The organism is Terriglobales bacterium (assembly GCA_035561515.1).
In the GTDB taxonomy this organism is placed as follows: domain Bacteria; phylum Acidobacteriota; class Terriglobia; order Terriglobales; family Acidobacteriaceae; genus DATMXP01.
Window position 1 is genome coordinate 63,164 of the sequence record DATMXP010000037.1, and the last position, 23,308, is coordinate 86,471.

The 23,308-nt window shown below is 56.6% G+C and carries 21 protein-coding genes; 13 read left to right on the forward strand and 8 right to left on the reverse strand.

Annotated features, from left to right (window positions below; all coding sequences use genetic code 11):
- Positions 1-80: 80 nt before the first annotated feature.
- From VN577_16390 to VN577_16405, 4 genes are all read left to right on the forward strand, one after another.
- Entirely contained in the window at positions 81-1,133 is a 1,053-nt protein-coding gene (locus tag VN577_16390) for a DUF481 domain-containing protein (GenBank protein HWR16403.1), read from the forward strand.
- Positions 1,134-1,784: 651 nt separating this feature from the next.
- Positions 1,785-2,252 carry a hypothetical protein gene (locus tag VN577_16395; protein ID HWR16404.1) on the forward strand — a complete coding sequence of 156 codons (468 nt, stop codon included), beginning with the start codon at positions 1,785-1,787 and terminating at the stop codon, positions 2,250-2,252.
- 2 nt (positions 2,253-2,254) lie between these two features.
- The gene (locus tag VN577_16400; protein HWR16405.1) at positions 2,255-2,947 is read left to right on the forward strand and encodes a hypothetical protein; all 693 of its coding nucleotides are present in this window, start codon (positions 2,255-2,257) and stop codon (positions 2,945-2,947) included.
- A gap of 120 nt (positions 2,948-3,067) precedes the next feature.
- Positions 3,068-4,867, forward strand: a complete 1,800-nt coding sequence (locus VN577_16405) for an AIPR family protein (protein ID HWR16406.1) — start codon at positions 3,068-3,070, stop codon at positions 4,865-4,867.
- A gap of 172 nt (positions 4,868-5,039) precedes the next feature.
- Here VN577_16405 and VN577_16410 read toward each other — a convergent pair whose 3' ends face one another.
- Positions 5,040-7,037, reverse strand: coding sequence for a hypothetical protein (locus VN577_16410; GenBank protein HWR16407.1), 1,998 nt, complete (start codon positions 7,035-7,037; stop codon positions 5,040-5,042).
- A gap of 180 nt (positions 7,038-7,217) precedes the next feature.
- Between VN577_16410 and VN577_16415 the strand changes: the two genes are divergently transcribed.
- Positions 7,218-7,754 (forward strand): cupin domain-containing protein, encoded by a 537-nt coding sequence (locus VN577_16415; GenBank protein ID HWR16408.1) that lies wholly within the window; start codon positions 7,218-7,220, stop codon positions 7,752-7,754.
- A 65-nt stretch (positions 7,755-7,819) separates the two neighbouring features.
- Here the strand turns inward: VN577_16415 and VN577_16420 are convergent, their stop codons facing one another.
- The gene (locus VN577_16420) at positions 7,820-9,997 is read right to left on the reverse strand and encodes a radical SAM protein (protein ID HWR16409.1); all 2,178 of its coding nucleotides are present in this window, start codon (positions 9,995-9,997) and stop codon (positions 7,820-7,822) included.
- Positions 9,998-10,321: 324 nt separating this feature from the next.
- Here VN577_16420 and VN577_16425 point away from each other — a divergent pair, with 324 nt between their 5' ends.
- The 5 genes from VN577_16425 to VN577_16445 all read left to right on the forward strand — a co-directional run bounded on the left by VN577_16425 (position 10,322) and on the right by VN577_16445 (position 13,520).
- On the forward strand, positions 10,322-10,627 hold the full coding sequence (locus tag VN577_16425) for a DciA family protein (protein HWR16410.1): 306 nt from the start codon (positions 10,322-10,324) through the stop codon (positions 10,625-10,627).
- Between the two features lie 15 nt (positions 10,628-10,642).
- Positions 10,643-10,936 (forward strand): Asp-tRNA(Asn)/Glu-tRNA(Gln) amidotransferase subunit GatC, encoded by a 294-nt coding sequence (gene gatC / locus VN577_16430; protein HWR16411.1) that lies wholly within the window; start codon positions 10,643-10,645, stop codon positions 10,934-10,936.
- 46 nt (positions 10,937-10,982) lie between these two features.
- The gene (gene gatA / locus VN577_16435; GenBank protein HWR16412.1) at positions 10,983-12,428 is read left to right on the forward strand and encodes an Asp-tRNA(Asn)/Glu-tRNA(Gln) amidotransferase subunit GatA; all 1,446 of its coding nucleotides are present in this window, start codon (positions 10,983-10,985) and stop codon (positions 12,426-12,428) included.
- 17 nt (positions 12,429-12,445) lie between these two features.
- On the forward strand, positions 12,446-12,940 hold the full coding sequence (locus tag VN577_16440; protein HWR16413.1) for a hypothetical protein: 495 nt from the start codon (positions 12,446-12,448) through the stop codon (positions 12,938-12,940).
- Positions 12,941-13,097: 157 nt separating this feature from the next.
- Positions 13,098-13,520 carry a hypothetical protein gene (locus VN577_16445; GenBank protein ID HWR16414.1) on the forward strand — a complete coding sequence of 141 codons (423 nt, stop codon included), beginning with the start codon at positions 13,098-13,100 and terminating at the stop codon, positions 13,518-13,520.
- A 51-nt stretch (positions 13,521-13,571) separates the two neighbouring features.
- Here the strand turns inward: VN577_16445 and VN577_16450 are convergent, their stop codons facing one another.
- The 3 genes from VN577_16450 to VN577_16460 form a co-directional block, all read right to left on the reverse strand.
- The gene (locus VN577_16450; protein ID HWR16415.1) at positions 13,572-14,612 is read right to left on the reverse strand and encodes a hypothetical protein; all 1,041 of its coding nucleotides are present in this window, start codon (positions 14,610-14,612) and stop codon (positions 13,572-13,574) included.
- 166 nt (positions 14,613-14,778) lie between these two features.
- A complete protein-coding gene (locus VN577_16455; protein ID HWR16416.1) occupies positions 14,779-15,360 on the reverse strand; it encodes an FmdE family protein in 582 nt (193 codons plus the stop codon).
- Positions 15,361-15,394: 34 nt separating this feature from the next.
- The gene (locus VN577_16460; GenBank protein ID HWR16417.1) at positions 15,395-16,075 is read right to left on the reverse strand and encodes a hypothetical protein; all 681 of its coding nucleotides are present in this window, start codon (positions 16,073-16,075) and stop codon (positions 15,395-15,397) included.
- An 89-nt stretch (positions 16,076-16,164) separates the two neighbouring features.
- Here VN577_16460 and VN577_16465 point away from each other — a divergent pair, with 89 nt between their 5' ends.
- Positions 16,165-17,148 (forward strand): HD domain-containing phosphohydrolase, encoded by a 984-nt coding sequence (locus VN577_16465; protein HWR16418.1) that lies wholly within the window; start codon positions 16,165-16,167, stop codon positions 17,146-17,148.
- On the opposite strand, the gene VN577_16470 is transcribed toward VN577_16465, so the two are convergent.
- Positions 17,145-17,825, reverse strand: coding sequence for a hypothetical protein (locus tag VN577_16470; GenBank protein ID HWR16419.1), 681 nt, complete (start codon positions 17,823-17,825; stop codon positions 17,145-17,147). The two genes, VN577_16465 and VN577_16470, sit on opposite strands and share 4 nt — an antisense overlap.
- Before the next feature lie 160 nt (positions 17,826-17,985).
- Between VN577_16470 and VN577_16475 the strand changes: the two genes are divergently transcribed.
- Positions 17,986-18,753, forward strand: a complete 768-nt coding sequence (locus tag VN577_16475; protein ID HWR16420.1) for a dolichyl-phosphate beta-glucosyltransferase — start codon at positions 17,986-17,988, stop codon at positions 18,751-18,753.
- Positions 18,754-19,289: 536 nt separating this feature from the next.
- Positions 19,290-20,960, forward strand: a complete 1,671-nt coding sequence (locus VN577_16480) for a M20/M25/M40 family metallo-hydrolase (protein HWR16421.1) — start codon at positions 19,290-19,292, stop codon at positions 20,958-20,960.
- A gap of 59 nt (positions 20,961-21,019) precedes the next feature.
- Here VN577_16480 and VN577_16485 read toward each other — a convergent pair whose 3' ends face one another.
- Both VN577_16485 and hisS read right to left on the reverse strand, forming a co-directional pair.
- Positions 21,020-21,889, reverse strand: a complete 870-nt coding sequence (locus tag VN577_16485; protein HWR16422.1) for a universal stress protein — start codon at positions 21,887-21,889, stop codon at positions 21,020-21,022.
- A 70-nt stretch (positions 21,890-21,959) separates the two neighbouring features.
- Positions 21,960-23,261 carry a histidine--tRNA ligase gene (gene hisS, locus VN577_16490; protein HWR16423.1) on the reverse strand — a complete coding sequence of 434 codons (1,302 nt, stop codon included), beginning with the start codon at positions 23,259-23,261 and terminating at the stop codon, positions 21,960-21,962.
- Positions 23,262-23,308 lie beyond the last annotated feature (47 nt).

Genomic DNA, 23,308 nt, shown 5'->3' on the forward strand with positions numbered 1-23,308 from the left:
CCAAATTGCCTGGCGCGAATGTGCTGGCTTTTGCCCCCTCGTGGCGAGATCATTTCTGCACATCCGAGAAGGAGTACAGTATGTCTTCACGTTACTCCGCACTGTTTTCCTGCCTCCTGTTTGCAATCAGCGCTTTCTCTGCCGACCAAGTCACGCTCACGAACGGTGACCGATTCACGGGCGATATCCTGAAGTCAGACGGCAAGACCCTGACGTTAAAGACCGAGTTGGCCGGGACCATTGAGATCCAATGGTCTGGCGTCAAGGAACTCGCGTCGGACCACACGCTGACGGTGACATCTGGAGCCGAACATCCGTACTCCGGAATCGTGGCCGCGAGGGACGGCGTCGTGACGATTACCGCAGGACCTGGAGACGTCAGGACGGTGCCGCAAGCGGAGGTGAAGGCCCTGCGAACACCCACCGAACAACTGGCGTATGAGAAGTCGCTGAATCCTCCTTTGTATCGAGGGTGGAATGGCGGCATCAATGTGGGATTCGCGCTGACAGGCGGGAACAGCAAGACGACAAACCTGGGCGTGGCATTCACGGCTGCGCGTCCGACGCTCACCGACAAATGGAACCTGTATGCGAATTCCGTGTACGCGACGAACAACGCTCCTGGTGTAACTGCGACCACGACGGCGAACAACATCACGGCTGGAGCGCGTTATGACCGCAACATCACCAAGAGACTATTCGGCTTTGTGAACACCGACTTCCAAACGAATGAGTTGCAGGAATTGGACCTGCGATCACTGTTCGGCGGAGGTCTCGGCTTCCATGCCATCAAAGGCGAGCGCACGACGCTGGACTTGCTGGGCGGCGCGAACTATACGCACGAGACGTACTGGACCTTGTCGCGGAGCATCGGCGCTATGACGATCGGCGACGAGTTCATGCACAAGATCGGAGCCGGAACCACGCTGGTGCAGAAGCTCTTTTTCTATCCGGACATGAGCAACTTCGGCGAGCACCACACAACGTTCGACTTATCGACGGTGACCAAGCTGAGCAAGTGGCTTGGCTGGCAGAATTCATTCAGCGATATCTATGTGTCGAATCCGCCGGCTGGGGCGAGGAAGAACGACATCATCTTCACGACAGGTTTAAATATCGCGTTCACGCATTAGCCGAAGTTTTTAGTTCTTAGTCGTTAGTATTTGGCGGTGGAGTTTGTGGTACTCCATCTATACCAACGAAACCACAAGATGTTGTATCTCGCCAAATTTAACTCCAGGGTACCCCCTACCCCCTCCAGGTTAGAAAACAAAGCACTTGCACGACGGACTATGAAAACAAAGGACTTATAAGTTGATGATTCTAAAGCTAGTTACAGTTTGGATTTGATTCTAAAGGACTTACGAGTTGCACAATCGGTTGTATCTGGTGATGCCAGAGATTCTTCGGCTGCGCCTCAGAATGACAACCCCGCTCCCCCTCAGAATGACAAAAACTCAAAAGACCATCTACAAATTCAGAATAACAACTTGGGTGGGGGCATCATGCCACGGTTTTGAAATTTATTTTGTGAGTGGAATCAAGAGTTTGCGGGTAACGAGGGCTTTAGACCCCCTTGACAACAAATTTCCCGAAACGGGCTGCGGAGGGTTTGGCCGCGAGAGATCGCGGCCTTTTGTTTTGTTGAGCTGAGAATTGAAATCGAGGTTCCCGATTCAGGAATCCATCAATCTCTGATTTGGTTTACCAACCTCTGGCGTTATAATTCGCAGCGCAAATCAGAGACATACCTGAAGTTAACGCGAGTAAAGGGAGAGGAATCTGTGTCGAAAAGAGTCATTGCATGTTGCTTGTTAATCGCTCTGAGTTCCGAGATGGCGTTTGCTGGCCTTGGAAGCAAAAAGGTGATGTATGTGGGCGGCACTGCGACCGCAATTTCCGAACGGACGGAGGGAACAACGACGACGAAAGACGAGAAGGAATATGTGTTCACGTATCCCGGAGGAAAACTGTCGATTCCGTACGATCAAGTGGACAGCCTGGAGTACGGACAAAAAGCTGGACGTCGAGTCGGGCTCGCAGTTGCGATCACTCCTTTTGCGTTGTTCTCAAAGAAGCGGAAGCACTTCCTGACAATCAGTTGGAAGGATGAAGACGACAAACAGCAGGCGGTCGTATTGGAGCTTGGTAAGGACATCGTTCGTACTGAACTCGCGACGCTAGAAGCACGAACCGGGCGCAAGATCGAGTACCAGGACGATGAGGCCAGGCACGCCGGGAAGGGGAACTAACTGTGATCGGTAGCATTGTGTTGTTCGCATTGCTTCTGCAGGAGCCTGCACCTGCTCCTCAGTCGCCGCCGACGCCTGTGCCGGAACAAACGGAAGCGCCCGCTGCAAAGAAGGAGGCTCCACCGCAGCTGGACAAGCGGCAGGAGTTGTTGAAAGTTCGTCGGATCTTCGTCGAGAGCTTTGGGACGAGTGATGCTGCGCAGCAACTGCAGGCAATGATTGTGACGAGCCTGACGGAATCGAATCGGTTCACCGTGACGGAGAACAAGGAAAAAGCCGATGCGATTCTGAAGGGTTTTGCAGGCGAGAAGACATATCAAGAGACACATGCATACGGAAGCGGGACCGCAGTGTCCACCGCAGCGGGCGCGCATTCGTCGTCGATCAGCGGCAGTGGTTATTCAACTCCGAGCGGAGGGAGCGCTCATGTGTCTGGCTCGTCGAGCGGTGGCTTCCATGCAGCTGGTGGGGCAATAGAAGATTCCTCGGTGAATACGGAAACAATCGACAACGCAAAAGCGTCAGTTCGGCTCGTGAATCAGGAGGGCGATGTGATTTGGACTTCGACCCAGGAGAGCAAGGGCGCGAAGTTCAAAGGTGCGAGTGCGGACGTAGCGGACAAGATCGTGAAACAACTGCTTCGTGACGTGACCCGTGCGGAGAAGCCGCCGGCTAACACTGGAGAAGCGAAGTAACGGACTAAGGCACTTGATGTGAGCAGTAATGGAATCCCAGGTTAGCGCGGAAAAGCGCCGCGCGAACCTGGGGCACGAGGCAATCACTTGGGCACACTGCACAAAGGAGACACGTCACGAATGAACGCGACAGGAGGCAACACAAAGCTCTACGACACTCTTTGTAAGGTACTTGACGTTTTGAGAGCCGAAGCCCCCGCAAGTCAATCAATTTACCATCCAACATCCGGCAATAACGATGCACTAATTCAGGCACGTTCCCGGGCGTTGCTCCACTTGTTTCTTAAAGCTCGTTTTGGTCTCATCTCCTTTTCAGAGCGCGAGCGACTCGTGACAGATGGTCCCCAAGATGGCGGCATAGATGCGTACTACATAGACCAGAAAACAAAACAGATATTCGTCTTGCAGTCCAAATTCCGCGCTTCTGCAGGAAACTTCGTCTCAACTAACATGACCGCGACCGATCTACTTAAGATGGATGTAAGCAGAATATTGAAGGGGGAGAAACGCGACGAAAAAGGAATTGCCTACAACGACCGCATCGTGAAGGGATTTCAGCGGGCAATTCAGAGGCTCTCGGATGCAGCAAGCTATACAATTCGAGTGGTACTCCTTGGTAACACAGGAAATTTCACCAAGACTCAACTTGACAAGTTGATAGAGGGATATGCAGTAGACCAGTTTCCCCACGACCGTGCCTATCGAGACCTACTGTTCCCAATTATTAATGGTACGTACTTCACCGACCCTAATCTCACGATTGAAATCAATCTTGCAAATCTTAAAGGAGATACGCACCTCGACTACGACGTCAGGATTGGGCATTTGAAATCGAACGTGAAGCTTCTGTTTGTTCCCACTAGAGAAATCGGCAGAATTATGCAGAAGTACAAGAATTCCATTCTAACGTTCAATCCGCGAAGCTTTCTCGAGTTGAAGAACAATGCTGTCAACCAAGACATCGAGGCCTCGATCAGAAATGTAAATAGTAATGAATTTGCACTATTTAATAATGGTATAACGATTATTTCCGATGGTACCTCTATTAGCTCCGACACTGCCAAACAAGGGACTGCTCAAGTCGTTCTTCGGAATCCGCAGCTTGTCAATGGAGGTCAGACCGCTTACACGCTAAGCAGAATTTATGAGCAGTGCAGTTCAAAAGGTGATTACAAGGTTTTCACGGGTAAGGAGGTCCTTGTAAAAATCATCACGTTTGTGGGCCCGCGTAAGAAAGCAACAGAGCATTCTCATCTCAAATTAGTCGCGGATATCTCGAAAGCCAGCAATTGGCAAACACGAGTCGAAGAGTCGGACAGACGCTCCAACGATCCAATTCAACTGAGTTTACAAAAGGAATTATTCGGCAAGTACGGGTTGTTTTATGAACGCAAACGCGGAGAGTTCGCAGATGGGCTTCACTACGCCTACTTGTCGCATCGGCTCGTTTTAAACCGCGAAAAACTCGTGCGGGTGAGCCTAGCCTGCGGGTACCGTGCGAATCAAGCTCGCTCAAGTATAAAGAAATTTTTCAAAGAGGGTGTCTTGTCGAGCGTTCTCAATGTTACTGACGCCGGCAAGTACGCCTTTGGATACGAAGTTCTCGAATTGCTCGAACACAAGAGAAAAACAAAACCATCTGTGAAAGGCGATCGGTACCACACTAAAGATTTCGGACAAGCACTTCGATACGGACAGTATGCTGTTGTGGCAGTCTGCGCTAATGTAGGAATGACAAAGAAGATGAAGGAACTTGATGCTGTAAACAAAGTCCTTTCGCAGTGGCTAAAGTTCGAAAAATGGGCAAAGAAACAGGCAAATAACTCGAGCTACAGGATCGGGAGATCATTTGATTACGTCAACTACTACAAGGGATCAACAGTAAACGCTGACTTGGAAAGGTATCCCTTTGTCGTCTAATGATCAGTTAGTCTCTCGGCGCGGCTGAAGCCGCGCCCCTTCAAAACATCTTGTGTGATCTTGCGATCTTTTCCGGGATTTGAAATCCCGGACTACCGGTTTACCGCTCCCGGGGGGCGGGATTTGAAATCCCGGGCTACCCCGCCTGAGCGAACCATGGGCCTCATCGGGCTTATTGCAGGTTCATTAAGACTACGTCCGACTGGGATTGCAGGCGCTCCACGACGATCTGCGTGCCGTCTGCCGAGACGTCGAAGTCATGGATATCGAACTTCGGATCGAAGTTGGTCAATTGCCGCTCAGTTCCTTTTTCGAGATCGAGCAACCAGAGGCTCTTATGCGAGATGTCGCCGCGGAGGAAGAGGAGCTTTCGTCCGCGCGGCAGGAACACGAGTCTTCGAGCGCCGCGAGTGAGTTTCAGCGTGGGAGAAGCCATTGCAGAACCGCTCGAGGAAATGGCTTTGACTTCGAACGTAGTGCCGATATCGGGCCCGGAGTATAGAAGATAGCTCCCATCGGGTGACCATACGGGATCGAGCGAATACTCACGAACCAGGACTTGAGGCGAGCTTCCGTCGATGGGAATCCGGAATATGTGCGGTGTGCCCTGATCGTTGACGGCGGAGACGATCGACTGTCCATCGGGGGCCCAGGCCAACTCACCCTGGAGATTGAGTGAAGAGGTTACGACGCGAGCGTTGGTGCCGTCGTTTTGGATGACCTGCAATGACGGTTGCCCTTTTTGCATGATCGAAAACGCGATCCACTGTCCATCACGCGACAGCGCGGGGCCTCCGATGATTTCTCCCTGTCCGCTCCAGATCTCCGCAGCATTGTTGTTCGCAAGTTTCCAGATGCTGGTGCGGTCGGCATTGCTTGAGACATACAGGAGAAATCCGGCGCCGAGACGGGGGGAGAATCCGGAAGTCGTTGTGAGGGATATCGGAGAAGCGGCAGCGTTTGGTGTCGAGGATTCATCAAGCTGCAGGCGCCAGAGGCTTCGTTTGGGATTGGCGATGGTAGCGACGAGTCGCCGGCCATCGGCACTGGCCGACAGCGAAGTGTACCGTTCGGGACCGAAGGTCAGGCGGTGGGGATTGCCGCGATTGAGGTCGAGTGCGTAGATCCAAGGTCCAGAAGCATCGGGATTGGTGGCGAGATAAGCAAGGGTCTTTCGCCCGAGCAGCACCGGGAAGGTGATCGCCGCATTCTGCGAAGTGATGCGTTCTGGAGTCCCGCCATTGGAATGAATCCGCCAGATATCCAGCTTGTCGGGGAGCGCACCGTGAACGAAGTAGACGAACTTGTTGTCCGGCGAGAAGAAGGGGAAGTGCGAGTGTAAGCCCTGGGGCGCGGTGAAGATCGGTTTATCGGCGGTGTGACGAGCGCCCTCGGAGACGAACGTCGGGTCGCCGGGACCGGGGGTGTGATAGACAAGGAGCGAGCCGTCGCCGGACCAGTCAAATTCGGCGGCACCTTCAAGATAGGGCCGGGGCTCTCCGCCGAGAGTGGGAACGGCCCAGATACTGATGTCGCTGGAACTGTCGGACTTACGGGACCAGAAGGTGACGAGGGAGCTGTCGGGGGAAAATCCCAAAGTGCGAATCGATGGGTTGACCAGTTCGGGTACGCGGCCGCGAGTGAGATTGTGGAACTGGCCGGAACCAAGCTGCGTGACCCAGACGTCCATTTGGCCGTCACGGTCGGAGAGAAAGGCGACAAACTGTCCGTCGCGCGAGATGGCGGCGGCCTGGGCGACACCGTCGAAATCGGTAAGGACCTGAAAACGGGCGTTGGCGATGGGGTTGCGCCAGAAGACCTCACGTTCCTGGAACCAGACAGCAAGGCCAGCTACGACAACCAACAGAGCTACGGCGAGAATCGGCCGGAGTGGTTTGGCTTTGGGCGGCGCGGCCAGAATGGGATCTCCGGATTCGGGGAGCGAGACGCGGAGTTTACGACTTTGCCACCAGGAGTCGAGTTCGGAGCGGAAGGCGAAGACCGAGCCCATGCGATCGTGCTGATGGCGGTGAACGGGCATGCCTTCGCGCTTCTCCCAACGCTGGACGGTGGTGACGTCACGGTTGAGGTAAGCGGCGATTTCTTTCCAGGACTCCAGACGGTCTGACTTGCTGTCCGGCTGGGGCGCGCGTACGGACGCTTCGGCCAACTGTCCTCCTCAAAGTCCCCCACGAACCGAGGAGGAGAGATTGTACGTCGGAGAGAGGGTGCTGCGAAACACGGTATTTCGCGGCAAGGGGGTAAATCCGTGCTTTGCGGCTTGAAGGGCACGGCGGAAGAGGGGCATTGTCAGCCATGCGTCTGTGGGGCGCGATACAAGGAGATGGCAATGCGAAGAAAAATGTTCTGGTTGATGCTGCTGGCTGGTGCGGTTGCGCTGGCAGGAATTTATGGTGTCCAGACGGTGCGGGCGAATGACGCGAGCGGAGGGTTCAAGGGATCGACCCTATTTACAGCAACTTGGGATGAATTTGACGTCTTCAACAAGCAACTGGTGCCGGCGTCGGACACCGACGGCGCAGCAAGCGTCTGGTTATCGCAACAGAAAACTAAGGGCAAGTCGGACGTATATGTCCAAACTAACTCGTGGCCGGCGGGGGCGAGCACGGGGTGGCATACCCACCCGGGGCACAGCTTGATCTATGTCACGTCGGGGACCCTGACGGTGTACGACTCGCTGAACTGCGAGCAGCACGTCTATACGGCCGGGCAGACGTTCGTGGACCATGGTGGCGACCATGTTCACGTGATCCGAAACGAGAGCGGCACGGAGGCGGCGACGGGATACGCAATCCAGATTATTCCGCATGGCGCGCAGCGCAGAATTAACGCCGACCCTCCGGAGGCGTGCAGCACGATCCAGTAGCAGAACCGCCCAAAGAAGAAGGCCGCGATTGCTCGCGGCCTTTTGGAGTTTGGTGGAACGATTTGTTAGTCGCCCGGGACGCCGGCTACTTCGTCTTCGTGCACGGTAGTGGGCTTGTGGCCGTTGCCATTCCCGTTACCGTTGCCGTTGGACGGTGCGCCGAGTGAAGTCAGCGGAATGAAGCCTTCGGGCTGCTTTTCGCCGAGGACAACTTCCTTATAGAGCTTCATCATCTCGCGGTTGCGTGCCTCTTCCTTCGGATCGATAACCTTGAGCTGAGCGGCATCACGCTTGCGGAGTTTTTCCTCGCGAGCGTTCTTGGCGATGCCGAGGTTATCGAGATCGGTCTGCTCGGTTTCGGTGACGAGTTCGTCCTTGAGTTCGAGCAGTTCGAGATGGCGTTCGTTGCCGCCCGCCATGGCGACGCGCTTGCCGCCGGCGAAGATTTCGTGGCGTCCGTGCTCTTCGTACCACTTGGTGAGCGTGGCCGTCATGTGCATCTTCTCGACGATGTTGCGCCAGCCGATACCGGTGTTGTAGGCGCAGAAGCTGATTTCACCTTCGACGGTCGCGTACGGAATGATGCACTGCTCGGTACGGCGGAAGTCGTAGTTGAACAGATCCTGGAACCACATGCCGGCGATCATGAGGACGTTCCAGCGGTCCTTGCGGCGCTTCTCGATGTCTTCGAGGGTACGGTCGCCGCTGACCTTGCCGTAGGCGCCGGACTGAGCCTTCTTGGTGACGCCGAAGGTTTTGTCCATCTTCTTAAGGAATTCGAAGATGGTGAAGTGACGCGGCGTCTCGAAGGCGTTGTAGTTGCGCATGAGTGACAGCGCCATGCCGAGCGCCGACCAGTTCTTGGTCCAGCCTGCGTCGTTGATGAAAGCGGTGTCCTTGGCGAGCTGAACGGCGTCGAGGAACGCGGTGATGGCTTTGGCTTCCTTGGTTTCCTTGTCGACCATGACGGCCATACCGGTGCCGCAGTTCGGGTGGCATCCGCAGGAGAGCTGGCCCCAATCCTTCTGCGGTCCGTGAACGACGTCGGACCAATCGGAGAAGGTGGACATGAACGAGATGGGGAACCAGTCACGGGCGGGCTCGCCGATGCCGACCTGGTTCTTCACGTCGTGCGCCAGGTGCGACAGGGTGTAGCGCTGCGCTGCGCGACGCTCGTCGGTGACTTCCTCGTCACGGCCGGTGAACGAAACCGGCTGGAAGGAGAGGAAGGGAATAACCTTCGGGTTGTCGAGCGCGAACTTGACGATCTTGCCGACCTGCTCGTTGTTGATGCCGTTGACGATGGTGATGACGGGGATGATGTCCACGCCAGCCTTGTAAAGGTTCTCGATGGCGCGGAGCTTTACGTCGAACAGGTTGCCGACCTTACGGTGCGCGTTGGCGGCGTTGCCGATACCGTCGAACTGAAGATAGACGTAACGGAGTCCGGCTTCGGCGGCCTGCTGGGCGAACTCGACGCTCTTTGCGAACTCGATGCCGTTGGTCGCGGCCTGGACGGAGGTGTATCCGACCTTGCGGGCGTAACGGACGGCGTCGAGGAAGTAAGGCGAGAGCGTGGGCTCACCACCGGAGAACTGCACCGACATCTGGCGCTTCGGCTTAATGGTGATGGCGTTGTCGAGAAGCTGCTTGATTTCGGACCAGGAGAGTTCGTGAACGAAGCCGACCTGGTTGGCGTCCATGAAGCAGGGGTCGCACATCATGTTGCAGCGGTTGGTGAGGTCGATCGTAAGGACCGAACCGCGACCGTGCTTCACGGTGCTGGTGCCGTGGTTGTGGAGCTTCTCGTCGTTGTGGGCGCGGATGTCGCGTCCGGGGAAGACCTCTTCAAGGTGCTTGGTGAAGGCGGGGTCGATGGACATGATGTCCTCGAACTGTCCGTGCTCGGGGCACTCCTTCACCATCATGATCTTGCCGTCGCGCTCGATGATGGTGGCCTTGATTTCGCCGACCTTCTCGTTGCGGAGGACTTCCTGAGGGATCTTGCCGTCGAGAATCTGCTTGCGGACTGCGGGCACGCACTTGGGGCAGAGAGAGTCGGTGGTGCGCGGCCAGCCTAGCGGCGGCTTGGTCTTCTCATACGACTTGAGCAGCGGCTTGTCGGACCATGCTGGTGTGAAGGAGGGATTGGTTTTGCGGCGAGTGATGGCCGCGTATCCTACCCAACCTACCTTGGCAACCTGGGTCAGCGCCCACTCTACGTATTTAACCGGTTTGTGCATTCGTCAGATTCTCCCAATAAAGCTGCAAAACTTGTGGCGTGCCCGCGAAGAGGCACGGATAAGTAGCTGTACTTCCTAGAACTTAGTTCCCCACATTTCACATGCTACGGTGATGTCCGTCTCACCCCAACTGTGATTTTGTAAAACGGCGGAATTGGCGGTTCAGTGGTAAGGCTGTGCATTGAACGGTACAGGCTAAATGCTTGAAAATCAAGAGAAAGAGGCATTTTGCGGGTGGCGCCGGAGGGTGTGGAATTCCGAGGGCGAAGGGAGAAGAGCGGCTGTTAGAATCTGGGTTTGTCATTCATCCAAGGGCCCAGAAAGATGGAACACAGCCGTTCGAACCTGCAGAAGATATTTGGGGATGCGTTGAAGAATGCCCCCGCTGACCAGGCTCCCATGCTGGCATGGCCGATGGTGTGCGGCGCCAGCGTAGCCAAAAAGACGCGAGCACTGGACTTCGCACGAGGCGTGTTGCGAGTGCAGGTGCCAGATAAGGCGTGGAGGACGGAGTTGGAAGCCTTGTCGGGAGACTACGTGCGTGCGATCAACGATATGGTGGTGAAAAAGGTGTCGAAGATCGAGTTCGTGGTGCCGGTGGTCAGGAAGAGCGAGTTGGGAATAGCTTAGGAGAACGGTGTCCAAATGAAGGTCACAGAAAAAGACGTGGCGTATGTGGCGGAACTGGCGAACCTGGAACTGACGCCGGAAGAGCAACAGCGCATGTTGCGGGACATGAACGCCATCCTGGGGCATATCGATAAGCTGAATGAGTTGGATACGTCGGGCGTGGAGCCGATGGCGCAGGTTCATACGGACTCGCATGAAGCAATGCGCGATGACGTGGTGCGGCCGTCGTTGGACCGGGATGTGGTAATGAAGGGTGCGCCGAAAACGGATGGAAGCTTCTTTAAGGTGCCGAAGGTCATAGAAAAGTAGTTAGTCATTAGCAGTTAGTACTTGGTCGCAGAGCTCAATTCATTCCATGGATTTGAACGTTCTCACTGTCGAAGCTGTCCGTACCGCCGTTGTAGAGCGGGTGCTGAATCCTGTCGCACTGGTTGAAGAGCACTACAAGAAGATCGAAGCAGAAGACGCGAACATCGGCGCGTTTCTAACGCTGACCAAAGAGCGCGCGCTGGCGAAGGCGCATGAGGTACAGAAGGCGGCAGATAAGGGTGAAGCGCTTGGGCCGCTGGCGGGGGTGCCCATCGCGGTGAAGGACGCGATGGTGATGAAGGGAGTGAGGTCGACCGCCGGGTCGAAGATCCTCGACAACTTCGTATCCCCGTATGACTGCACAGCTGTGAAGCGGTTGGAAGATGCCGGCGCGATTGTGCTTGGTAAGACGAACTGCGATGAGTTCGCGATGGGTTCGTCGAATGAGAACTCGGGATACTGGCCGGTAAAGAATCCGCGAGACACTTCGCGAGTGCCGGGCGGGTCGTCGGGCGGGTCGGCTGCAGCGGTGGCTGCGGATTTTGCGGTTGCGGCGCTCGGTTCCGATACCGGTGGTTCCATCCGCCAGCCCGCGGCGTATTGCGGAGTGGTGGGATTGCTTCCGACGTACGGGCGCGTATCGCGCTACGGGCTGATTGCGTTTGCGTCGTCGCTGGACCACATCGGTCCGATCACAAAGACCGTGAAAGACGCTGCCATCCTTCTCCACCACATAGCCGGACGCGACGAGATGGATTCGACATCAGCGGCGGTTCCGGTGCCAAACTACGAAGAAGAGATCGGCAAATCGGTGCGCGGGTTGAGAGTTGGCATTCCGAAAGAATACTTCGGAGAAGGGCTCGATCCGGAGGTGCGCGCGGCGGTTGAGGCAGCGATCCAGAGGCTCGCGAAGGATTGCGAATGCGAGATCGTGGAGATTTCGCTCCCACATACGGAGTATGCGATCCCTTGCTACTACATCATTGCCCCGGCAGAGGCATCGGCGAACCTGGCGCGGTTCGATGGCGTGCGCTACGGCTATCGCGCTTCCAATGTGAAAACCCTGTCGGAGATGTACCGGCGTACACGTGACGAGGGATTCGGCGCGGAGGTGAAGCGTCGCATCATGCTCGGCACGTACGCGCTGAGCGCGGGATACTACGACGCCTATTATCGAAAGGCGCAGCAGGTGCGCACGTTGCTAACACGCGATTTCGAACAGGCGTTTGGGAAAGTGGACGCCATCGTTTGTCCTACCACGCCGACGACGGCGTTCAAACTGGGCGAGAAGACCGACGATCCCGTGGGGATGTACCTGAACGACATCTACACGGTTACGGCGGACCTGGTTGGCGTGCCGGGGATCTCGGTGCCGTGCGGGAATTCGAAGGAAGGTCTGCCGATTGGGTTGCAGATCCTGGGCAAGCACTTCGATGAATCGACAGTGCTACGACTTGCGCACGCTTACGAGCACTCACGCGCGGCAGTCTAGTTGCAGGTACATCCAGCATGAAGGTGGTGAACGTACACGAGCGGTTCATTCCGCACTCGGCGTACGACGTTGGGCAACTGCTGCGCACGCTGGCGAGCGACGACGATCGTATCTGGCCGAACGGCGACTGGCCGGCTATGCAGTTCGATCGTCCATTGCAGGTTGGCGCCACCGGCGGACACGGGCCCATCGGGTACTTCGTTGAGGAATATGTACCGGGGGACCGCATCGTATTTCACTTCCTGCGGCCTAAAGGATTCAACGGCACACACGGCTTTTATGTGATCCCGAAGGATGAGGGATGCATACTTCGACACGAGATGCGAATGCGTGCCAGCTTCACCTCGACCTTCCAATGGATCTTCGTTTTTCGGCCGCTGCACGATGCGCTGCTGGAGGATGCACTGTACAAGGCGGCGGGGAACTTCGGGAATCCGGGGTCAGCGCCGAGATGGTCCTGGTTTGTGAAGTTCCTGCGTAATCGGCTGCGCAAGAAGCGACAGCGCTCGTAAAGGGTCAGAGTTCCTCAAGGCGAGTAGTTTTTACCTAATCACTTGAATCCTTCTTACAGGTAAGTGGCTGAAACCGTGGGTACAATGCACGGCAGGAATCGTGCTGCACGGTATAGACAGGTATAGAGTTCCAGGTACCGCGCAATCAGGAGGTAACGTGAAACGAGTTTTCATTATTGCCGTGCTGGCGATATTCGCATTGAGCATGACCGCGTTCGCACAGGGTAAGGGCAAAGGAAACAGCAAGGGTCAAGGCCAGGGAAATCCGCACGCCCAGGCAGCACAAGGCCATGGAAACCAAGGCAAGGGTGCCGCAAAGTCGCATCGTGATGACGATGGATGGGAAGTGCGCAACGGCTTCCAGTACCGGAGCTATGAAGGCGATAGCCGTCCGCCCGGATGGAACAAAGGTAAGAAGGTAGGCTGGGGCAACTGCGACGTACCGCCGGGTCAGGCGAAGAAGGGCGGCTGCTACAGCTACCTGCACCAGGGACGCCGATACTACTGGTATCGCGACGATATAGGACGGATTATTGTTCGCCGTCCGGTGATCAGGGCCGGAGTTGAGATCGGGTTATAGATTGTAGGGTCTCGAGGAGTGGCTAGCGGAAGGGTACCCGCTAGCCATTTTTCATTTATCGCGGTTTTCCTGGAAACAGTAGTTCATCAATTCCTGTCCATACTTCGCGCGCGCGTCTGGCGGAACGTCTGATTCCTTCACTTCACGAAAATCAAACTTGATTTCGCCGTTGGTTTGCACGGTGCCGAGCAGATATCCGTAAACGTTCGTCTGTGCCATGTCCGCCTGTTTTGCGCCTTCGGGCAAACGATAGCGATAGGCACCGGCGGTGCCGACAATCCATCCGGGAAGCACGGTGTTCTTCGCGCGGTTCTCTTCGGTATTGAAGATGTTTGCCATCAGGTAATGCGAGTGGCTGGCGAGGAGATAGACGCGCTTGCCGGTCTTCTGACGAAACTCGATGAGTTGGTTGTAGACACGTCTTCCGCTATCTGTCTGCTGGGGAGTGTCGTTCATGCTGTGAGCGGAGGCGAGGCTATCCGGTAGAGCAGCGTGGGTGCCGAGGACGACGGTCTTTACGGCAGGGTTGGATTCAGCGCTCTTGAGGGTGCGGGTGAACCATGACATTTGCGCACGCTCGAACTGGTCGGAAGTGGCGTTATCGAGGTAGATGAAATCCACCCCGCCCTGAATCCAGTGATACCAGGTTTTTACCTTGTGGTCTCTGGGGTCATCGAGCAGGCGCTGGCGACGCAAGGTGGGCGAACTGAGCCAGTCAGCGAACTGCGCAATGAAGTCGGCGCGAGTGCGGCCCAGTCCCATCTCGTGGTTGCCAAGCCCGATGTAGAAGGGAATGTCGCCGAACGGATGAATCTGGTTGTTGATGAAATCCTGCCAGGCGGTGTTGGCGTATTCGTTGATGGAAAGGCGCTTCGTGCGGTCGGCGCGCATGGACATGTCCTGATCGAAGTCGGACATGGCGCGGAGATCGCCGAGATGCCAGTAGAATTCGGCGCTCTGTTTCTGGACGTCGGCGGCAATGAGTGGCATGACGACGGAGCCGCAGTTCCGGGAGTCGCCGGAGACGGCAAACTTGAGTTGAGCGACGGCGGGAAGGCTGAGGAGAAGTAAGGCGATGAGGGTGCGGATCATGATCACGAAAACGTTACCCTTTCCGTCATCGATTTGGCAAAAGGTAACATAAGGCAGAACCCGGTGAGGAAGGGACTGGTTGACCGACCGGAGCAGTGTTGGTGGCTTTGGTGTGCACCCTGAAGGTTCATTTAAGGCGCAGGTGAGGGCACCTGCGCCCACACGTTTATTGCTGAGTGTAGTAGCTCTCGCCGGCGCAGGCGCGGCACAGAGTTTTTCCGTCGCGGATGACGTGGCGGTTGAAGTTGATACCTTCGCCGCACTGGCTGCACACGATGCGTTCGCCTTTGAATCCGGGCATATCTTCGGGACCGAGAGTGACTGAGACCCAATAAAAATCAAAGAGGTCGGAGTCGGGCATTTCGCGGTAGGCGAGCATCTGTTGCTGGTTCTTGCTTTCGATCTCGGGGTGAAGTTCGCGGGCGAGTTGCTTGGATGATTCGCGGGCGGCGACTCGCACGGCGCGGCCGGTTTCGAGGTCGACGAAGGTGGCGGCCATCTTGCCCCAGTCGCGAAACTTCAGGGCGCGCTTGCCGAGGCGGCATCCGGTGACGACGCCGATGGCGTCAGTGGCGCAGCGGTCGATTTCGACAAAGGTGACGAGGCGCTTGCGGTGTTTGCCGCGGGGATCGTCGAGGCCGAGATGGGCGAGTCCGGCGAGAGCCATGCGTACGCCGAGGACTTGTCCGGCGCAGAGGTGGCCATGGGCGATTTCGGCTTCGCGGAGGAGTTCATCGAGCGAGTGCACAAACCTATGTTAGTGCAGAACGAGATACGAATCCCTATTGCTCTTCTTCTCCTCCGACTGGCATGGCGTCGGCGGCGTGGCCGAAGACTTGGAAGGTTTGTTTTTGTCCGCCGAGTGGCTGGAATGTAACGCGGATGGGATTGCGCTCCCACTGCGGCGTTTCGCATTCGGATTCCGGCATCTCGCCATTCTTGGCTTCGCCGAGGCGTTGTTTGAGGACGGGCTTTTTGCGTCCGATCTGGAAGACGACGGCGGAGACTCGGGTGGCGTCGTCGCTGAGTCCGCAGTAAGCGACGTAGTCACGGAACCAACTGGCACCGGAGTAGAAGGGATCGAACTCGGGCAGGTTGAGTTGCGTGATGCGCATGGTGGAGCGGTCGACGAGGAGCCATCCGCCGCGCTGCCACTTCCAACGATGTTGCTTGGCTTTGGGGTCCTCGGGGAGCCAGTCGTTGAGGCGATAGGCTTTGCGGACGACGAAAAAACGGTCGGTGACTTCGTGGATGTCGCCGGTGGTGAATTCCTTGATCTTGCCGTCCACGAGGAGAGTGCGGATTTTGATCTCGATGGAGTTGTTTTCGCTAGGGCCGAGGTAGAACGGGACTTTTTGCCAGGGGCCGAAATTGAGGAGTTTCGGCTTGGCGGCCGCGAACGCAGGGGTCATGAAGGCGATAATGATGGCGCAGATGAGCAGAGGCCGTGGTAAACACTTCATTCTTCAAGGCTACGATGGGTGAAACAAAGCCGCAACTCCTGTGGATATCGTATGCAACCATTTTGGAGAGGCGAGATTCCCACTCTGGAATGGGTGCAATTGCGCTTCCACGGCGAAAGACTGCCTGCATACTTGTGGTCGACGATAACCACGATAATGCAGTGCTGATGCGCGAACTTCTGCATACGGACGGCTACCAGGTGCAGATCGCGGGAAATGCCGTCGAGGCAGAGGCGGCGATCCGCAGAGCGATGCCGGACCTAATCCTGCTGGACGTGGTGATGCCGGGGAAATCGGGCATTGAGCTGTGCCGTGAACTGAAGAACAACCCAGAAACGCGATTGATCCCGGTGGTGATGATCACCGGCCTGACGGAACGGGACGACAAGATTCGAGCCATCGAAGCCGGGGCCGACGATTTCCTGAACAAGCCTATTTTTCCGGAAGAGTTATTTGCGCGGGCGAAGTCGCTGCTGAAACTGAAAGAGTTTACGGACGAGCTGGAGAGCGCCGAAGACGTGCTGTGCACGCTGGGATTGAGCGTGGAATCGCGCGATCCCTATACGGCCGGCCACTGCGAAAGGCTGGCGGACTACGCGGAGCAGCTAGGACGGCATCTGGGGCTGGATGAGGATTTCATCGTTGCGCTTCGGCGGGGCGGGTATCTGCACGATATCGGGAAGATCACCGTTCCGGATGAGATTCTGAAGAAAGGTTCGAACCTGACACCCTCGGAGTGGCAGGTCATGCGACAGCATCCGGCGACCGGGGAGAACATCTGCAGGCCGCTAAAATCGTTGAAGAATGTATTGCCGATTATCCGGCATCATCACGAGCACTGGGACGGGAGCGGATATCCCGACGGGCTGCGGGGTGAGCACATTCCGCTGCTGGCAAGAATTTTGCAGACGGTGGATATCTACGATGCGCTGCGGACGGCGCGTCCGTATAAGCCAGCGCTGAGCCACGAGGAGGCGGGGCGGCTGATGCGGAGTGAGGCCGAAGCGGGACTTTGGGATCCGAAACTAGTGGGCGAATTCTTCGATTTGCTGCGGGTGCAGCGCGCTGCCTAACTGGCGAGCGCGCGTTCGGCGCGTTCCTTGATTCCCAGCATCATCTTTCTTTCCATCACAAAATGAGCCGGGTCGAAGACCAGGAACTCAAAGACCATGTGCGGAAGGCTGGAGTAGTCTCCGGCACGGCTGCGGACAAGCAGACGGGTACGGCCCCCATGTAACGACCGCACGTGGAAAGACCAGCACCCATAGACGGCGGTTTCGCCCTCTTCGAGGCGGCCCATGTCTTGAGGCATGACAAGGGCGAGAGAGCGGTAGGGTTCGAGGGCGGCGACGACCATGCGGGCGCGTCCGCCGTAGCGTTGAGGGTTGGCGAGCCAAACGGTGTCGCCGACACGCCGCTCCTGGAATTCGGGGACGATCTCGTCGGCGTTGCGCATATCGGCCAGAAAGAGATTCTCGAGCCAGGAATAGCTGTAGAAGCCTGCGCGGTCCTGTCCGATCTGAACCAGCCAGGGCCATACCTTTTCGACCGGGGCATTAATGGTGACAGCCCGGGTAGCGCGGTAGCGGCAGTTGGGAGCCAGATCATCGCCGAGGAGGTGCATTTCGCTCTCGTCCTCGGTGGCGCCCCAGTTCAAAAGGGAGGGGCGAACGCGCATCGCGTAGGCGACACCTGCGGCCATTCCAAGGCCAAAAAGTGCGGACAGTTTGGAATCGAGATGCTTGTTCATATGGCCGACTCGAATGCTTCTTCAGAATAGCGCAGGTACGTAATTTCGGGCATATGTCTGCTGCTGAAAAAGTGGAAAAACTGGTCCGCAGGCAAAGAAACAACCTATTTGTGCCAACAAAGTACAATCCAAACAGCGTCTAAGCTGCTGAATGGACTCGATGACATACAGCATTGTTATACCGGCTTACAACGAAGGACAGCGGATTACTGCCACGCTGGACAAAATCCTTGCCTACCTTACCCAGCAACATTGGATGGCAGAAATCTTGGTGGTGAACGACGGTTCGAGAGACAACACGGCGGATATTATCCGTGACTATGCCAAAACCCATCCATCGATTCGCCTGATTGAGAACCCGGGAAACCGGGGAAAGGGCTATTCGGTCCGTAACGGCATGATGCATGCGCAAGGGGACGTGCTTTTGTTCTCGGACGCGGATCTGTCGTCGCCGATTTATGAAGCGCAGAAGCTCTTCCAAGCGATCGAGCAAGGGGCAGACGTTGCCATCGGGTCGCGTTGGCTGAACGCGCAGCTGCAGACGGAACGCCAACCGATTCATCGTCAATTGTTCGGGCGCATCTTCAACCTGCTGCTCAGAGTGATCCTGGGGCTGAAAGAGAAAGACACGCAGTGCGGTTTCAAGGCATTTACGCGGAAATCGGCACAGGAGATCTTTTCGCGTCAGAGGATTGAGCGCTGGGGATTCGATCCGGAATTGTTATTTCTGGCGCGAAAATTCGAGTTCCAGGTGCGTGAGGTTCCGGTAGAGTGGGCGCACGACGACCGTTCGAAAATTAATCCCGTAGTGGATGGGTTCAAGATGTTCCTGGAGATCCTGAAGATCCGTTGGGCGGATTTGACCGGAAAGTACAATCGCGGCGTGAACAGTTACGCCGCGACGAATACAACAGGAGTACAAAGGTAAGTTGTCAGGAAGCCGCTGCCCTTCGAACCGCAACCCGGGGTAGCGGCACGATGGGCACCGTAATTACGCCCTTCTCTCGATCGTTCACCACCGTAAATTCCGAGCAACATTCGCTACAGAGCCAGAAGAACTCAACGGCTCTGACGGGTTTCCGCTCTCCGACTGTTGGGGATCCGCTGATCGTTCTGGAATCAATCTCAAACAGCTTACCGTCCCGCAAGTACCGGAAGGGTTTGGAGCAGGCAGGATTGGCACATTTTGAAAGCATCTTGTAAGGCCTCCGCGCTGCAAATTTTTTTGGTTACTGGGGGAGGAAGAGGCACCACGGCCTGTTCCTGTCTTGCGGTCTTTCTAATCGTCTGATGCAGCAACCCTGCTTTGGGCTGCTGTGGAAAATTGAAACTGCCGGAGGTCCAAACTACCACGATAGTTAGTGGGTTTGGAGTCGGGTGGTAAGATTTCAGGCTAACAGTTTAGCGCAATTTCCGTGTTCGTTCGGTACTGTGGATTTTTATTTTGTCCTGGAGTTCCTGACCATGCGCATCAACAAACAACTTAAGATGGCCTCTTTTGCACTAGCATTGGTGCTTTTCACAATTGCTGCTCCGGTCCTGGCTGCGGCGGGTGATGAGCCTGACTTGGCGACGATCACCGCGATCCGGCAGGAAGGTTTCCGCCGGTCGCAAGTAATGGAGATCCTGAGCGACCTGACGGACATGATTGGGCCGCGACTGACCGGTTCTCCGTCGATGAAGAAGTCGAACGAATGGACACGCGACAAACTGACGTCCTTCGGATTGACGAATGCCCGACTGGAACCGTGGGGCACTTTTGATCGCGGATGGTCGAATGAATTCGTTTCGGTCCGCATGTTGGCACCAGATGTAGCGATGCTGCAGGCTTTTCCCAAAGCTTGGTCGCCGGGTACTGATGGCGTGGTGAAGGCGGGCGCGATCCTGATCAACGTGACCAAACCGGAAGACCTTGAGAAATACCGCGGCAAGGTCGCAGGAAAAATCGTGCTCGTGGGCGCAGCAAAGGATTTGAAGCCGCGGGAAGAGGTTGAATCAGAACGGTACGACGACAAAAAGCTGGCGGAAATCGTGAACTACACGGTAGGTAACCGCTACGAAGGTCAGCGTGCCACGATCCTGGCGCAGCGTGCACTGGCCAAGGCGGTAACGAAGTTCCTGGCGGAAGAAAAGGCGCTGGCAGCTATCGAACCAAGCCGAGGTGAGGGCGGGATGATGTTCGTGCAGGGCACGTCAGCCTATAAGAAAGATGAATCGCCCGGAATTCCCAGCCTGGTGATGTCTCCAGAACACTACGGTCGCCTGGCTCGACTGCTTGGGCGAGAGACCCCGGTGGAATTGGAACTGGATGTTCGTAACAAGTGGTACGACAACGTCCAGCAGTTCAACACAGTTGCCGAGATTCCCGGAACGGACAAGAAGGACGAAGTTGTGATGCTCGGTGGGCATCTGGATTCCTGGCATTCTGGCACCGGCACGACCGACAACGCGACGGGTGTAGCGGTGGTGATGGAAGCGGTACGCATCCTGAAGGCACTGGACCTGAAGCCGCGGCGGACGATTCGCGTCGGACTGTGGGGCGGAGAAGAGCAAGGCCTGCTGGGCTCGCGGGGATACGTGACGGAGCACTTCGGCAACCGCGAACGCGTGCTGACCGCCGGCATGAACCCGGAAACGCCTGAGTACCTGCGGCCGCTGGGCAAACTCACGCTCAAGCCGGAGCAGGCGAAACTTTGTGCTTACTTCAATCTGGATAACGGGACAGGGCGTATTCGCGGAATCTATGCGCAGGAGAATGCAGCGGTTCGGCCGATCTTTGAGAAATGGCTGGAACCGTTTGCCGACCTGGGCGCCCACTCAGTGACGATGCGCAACACGAGCGGAACCGATCACCTGTCGTTCGATATGGTGGGCATTCCGGCTTTTCAATTCATTCAGGATCCAATCGAGTACGAGACGATTACGCACCACTCGAACCTGGATGTTTACGAACGGGCACAGAAAGAAGACCTGATGCAGGCAGCAGTCATCATGGCGTCTTTTATCTACAACGCCGCCATGCGGGACGAGATGCTTCCGCGCAAACCGCTCGAGAAGCCGCTTCCGGAGCAATTAAAGACCCACGTCGCCGGCTCGACCCCAGCGCAGCCGAAAGGATCAGGACGCGGGAATTAGACATACATCGATTGCTGAGACGGGCCGGATTTATCCGGCCCTTTTTCTTTTCCGCGGCATTACGCGTTTGCAGGCTCGATGACGACCGCTTCAGGCTTGCTGGTGATTTTGGGGATAACCAGTACCGATGACGGAGAAAAGCGGACGACGCGCTCCGTGGTGCGGCCGAGGGTGGTGTACTCGAGGAAAGCACGGTGCTCGGCAGCAATGATGACAAGATCGGCCTGGTTTTCGCGTGCGTAACCAACGAGCATTTCTCCGGGATCACCCTGAAGCACGATGTCATGCACTTTTCCGGATGACCAGACAGAATCCGGGATCCAGGCTTCCAGAGCGGAGTGGGCCTCTCTTATTGGCGCATAAGAAGGTGCGACGAAGACAACATGGAGGTCGGCGTCGAGCATGAGTGCAATGTCCGCGGCAGCGAGGAGACAGCGCTGTGAGAAGTCACCCAGATCGACGGCACAGACGATCTTTGGGATTGAACTTGCGTTTGCCGGCAGGGGCGAGCCTTTGACAACGACGACAGGACACGGAGCGGTACGAACGACATTTTCCGCCACGGATCCGAGCAGTACTTCACCATAGCCGTCGTACCCATGGCTGCCGAGAACGATGAGGTCGGGTGGGCGCTCCTCGACGTGTTGCAGGATGGTTTTGACGGGGTGGCCCTGGACGACGGTGGAGACATATTTCAATTGCGTGCCAAAGGCGTCGTCGCAAAGAGAATTCACCTGGCCCTCGACTTCAGTGCCGAGAACGTCGAGGGAGATGTCGGCGCCATCAGCCATCTTGGGCGCCCAGAGCGCATGGAAAACTTCAATTTGAGTTCGATAGCTGCTGGCGAACAGGCGAGCCCAGCTCAGCACAGATGGCGAAACCTGGCTCAGGTCAACGAGGCAGAGCAAGCGTTTGGGGAGGAAGATCATGTCGATTCGCGAGCATGATATGCCTGCCGCGCAACCCGGTCTATGACACGTGTTTGCTACTCGTATTCGCCTAACGTGCGGATTGCAGCGTCTTGGCCAGGTCTGCTCGCGCTACGGAAACCTGTTCGCCCTTGCTGAGGTCCTTCAGCGCGAATTGTCCGCTGGTCGCTTCGTTTTCGCCGACGATAATGGCGAAGCGAGCGCCGAGTTTGCTGGCTGTCTCCAGCGATTTCTTCAGGCGGAAGGTTTCATCACCAAGTTCGATTACGAGATCGTGGCGGCGCAGTTCACGCGCGAGTCGAGCCGCTTCCTTATTCATGCCCGCGCCCATCGGAGCGATGTAGGCGTCGGGACGGCGGACGAGCGCATCCCCTTGCTGCTGCTGTTGCAGCGAGAGCACGAGACGGTCTTCGCCGATGGCGAACCCGATGCCCGGAGCTTTCGGTCCACCGATGGCCTCGGAGAGACCGTCGTAGCGTCCGCCGCCGAGGATGGCGTTCTGCGCACCGAGCGCACCGTGTGTGAATTCGAAAGCGGTGCGGGTGTAGTAGTCGAGTCCGCGGACCAGGCGGTCGTTGATTACGTACGGGACTTCGACGGAATCGAGGATGGCGCGAACTTCAGCGAAATGAGTGCGGCAGCCTTCGTCGAGGTAGTCGCCAATCCGCGGAAGTTTTTCGATGATCGGCTGATCTTCAGGGACTTTGCAGTCGAGCACACGGAGCGGATTGGTTTCCGCGCGACGCTGGCAGTCGTAACACATCTGTCCGACGACGGGCTTGAGGGCGTCGCGAAGAGCTTGCAGGTAAATGGGGCGGTCGTTGGCGCAACCGACGGAGTTTAGTTGTAGCGTCCAGTTTTGGATGCCGACGCGGTCGAGCAAGGTCGCGAGCATTTCGAGGACTTCAGCATCGCGCGCAGGCGACTCGCTTCCGGCGGAAGTAGGCCCGATGACTTCGGCGCCGATCTGGTAGAACTGGCGATAGCGGCCCTTTTGCGGGCGTTCGCGGCGGAACTGCGGTCCGATGTAGTAGAGCTTCTTTAACTCGCCGGACTTTGCCATCTGGTGCTCGATGTACGCACGCACGACTCCGGCAGTGTTTTCGGGGCGAAGGGTGAGCGATTGGTTCTTGTCGCTCTCAGCGCGACCGCGGTCCTCCCAAGTGAACATCTCCTTTGAGACGATGTCGGTTTCTTCCCCGACGCCACGCGCAAACAGTTCGGTCGATTCGAAGATCGGCGTGCGAATTTCCTGGAAGTTGTAGTCGCGGAAGACGTCACGGCAGGCGGCTTCGACAAAGTTCCACAGTGCCGTTTCCGGCGGGAGAAGGTCGCGGGTTCCTCGGATTGCTTTGATCATCTTCGTAAGCATACGGCTTTCAGCCGTGGTGGATAAAACGAACAGACAAGAGCGGTGCG

Excerpts from the sequence above, each read along its gene's own strand:
- VN577_16390 (HWR16403.1), top strand. The coding sequence starts at position 81 with ATGTCTTCACGTTACTCCGCACTGTTTTCCTGCCTCCTGTTTGCAATC.
- VN577_16405 (HWR16406.1), top strand. The coding sequence starts at position 3,068 with ATGAACGCGACAGGAGGCAACACAAAGCTCTACGACACTCTTTGTAAG.
- VN577_16415 (HWR16408.1), top strand. The coding sequence starts at position 7,218 with ATGCGAAGAAAAATGTTCTGGTTGATGCTGCTGGCTGGTGCGGTTGCG.
- VN577_16420 (HWR16409.1), bottom strand. The coding sequence starts at position 9,997 with ATGCACAAACCGGTTAAATACGTAGAGTGGGCGCTGACCCAGGTTGCC.
- VN577_16425 (HWR16410.1), top strand. The coding sequence starts at position 10,322 with ATGGAACACAGCCGTTCGAACCTGCAGAAGATATTTGGGGATGCGTTG.
- gatC (HWR16411.1), top strand. The coding sequence starts at position 10,643 with ATGAAGGTCACAGAAAAAGACGTGGCGTATGTGGCGGAACTGGCGAAC.
- gatA (HWR16412.1), top strand. The coding sequence starts at position 10,983 with ATGGATTTGAACGTTCTCACTGTCGAAGCTGTCCGTACCGCCGTTGTA.
- VN577_16440 (HWR16413.1), top strand. The coding sequence starts at position 12,446 with ATGAAGGTGGTGAACGTACACGAGCGGTTCATTCCGCACTCGGCGTAC.
- VN577_16450 (HWR16415.1), bottom strand. The coding sequence starts at position 14,612 with ATGATCCGCACCCTCATCGCCTTACTTCTCCTCAGCCTTCCCGCCGTC.
- VN577_16460 (HWR16417.1), bottom strand. The coding sequence starts at position 16,075 with ATGAAGTGTTTACCACGGCCTCTGCTCATCTGCGCCATCATTATCGCC.
- VN577_16465 (HWR16418.1), top strand. The coding sequence starts at position 16,165 with ATGGGTGCAATTGCGCTTCCACGGCGAAAGACTGCCTGCATACTTGTG.
- VN577_16470 (HWR16419.1), bottom strand. The coding sequence starts at position 17,825 with ATGAACAAGCATCTCGATTCCAAACTGTCCGCACTTTTTGGCCTTGGA.
- VN577_16475 (HWR16420.1), top strand. The coding sequence starts at position 17,986 with ATGACATACAGCATTGTTATACCGGCTTACAACGAAGGACAGCGGATT.
- VN577_16480 (HWR16421.1), top strand. The coding sequence starts at position 19,290 with ATGCGCATCAACAAACAACTTAAGATGGCCTCTTTTGCACTAGCATTG.
- VN577_16485 (HWR16422.1), bottom strand. The coding sequence starts at position 21,889 with ATGATCTTCCTCCCCAAACGCTTGCTCTGCCTCGTTGACCTGAGCCAG.
- hisS (HWR16423.1), bottom strand. The coding sequence starts at position 23,261 with ATGCTTACGAAGATGATCAAAGCAATCCGAGGAACCCGCGACCTTCTC.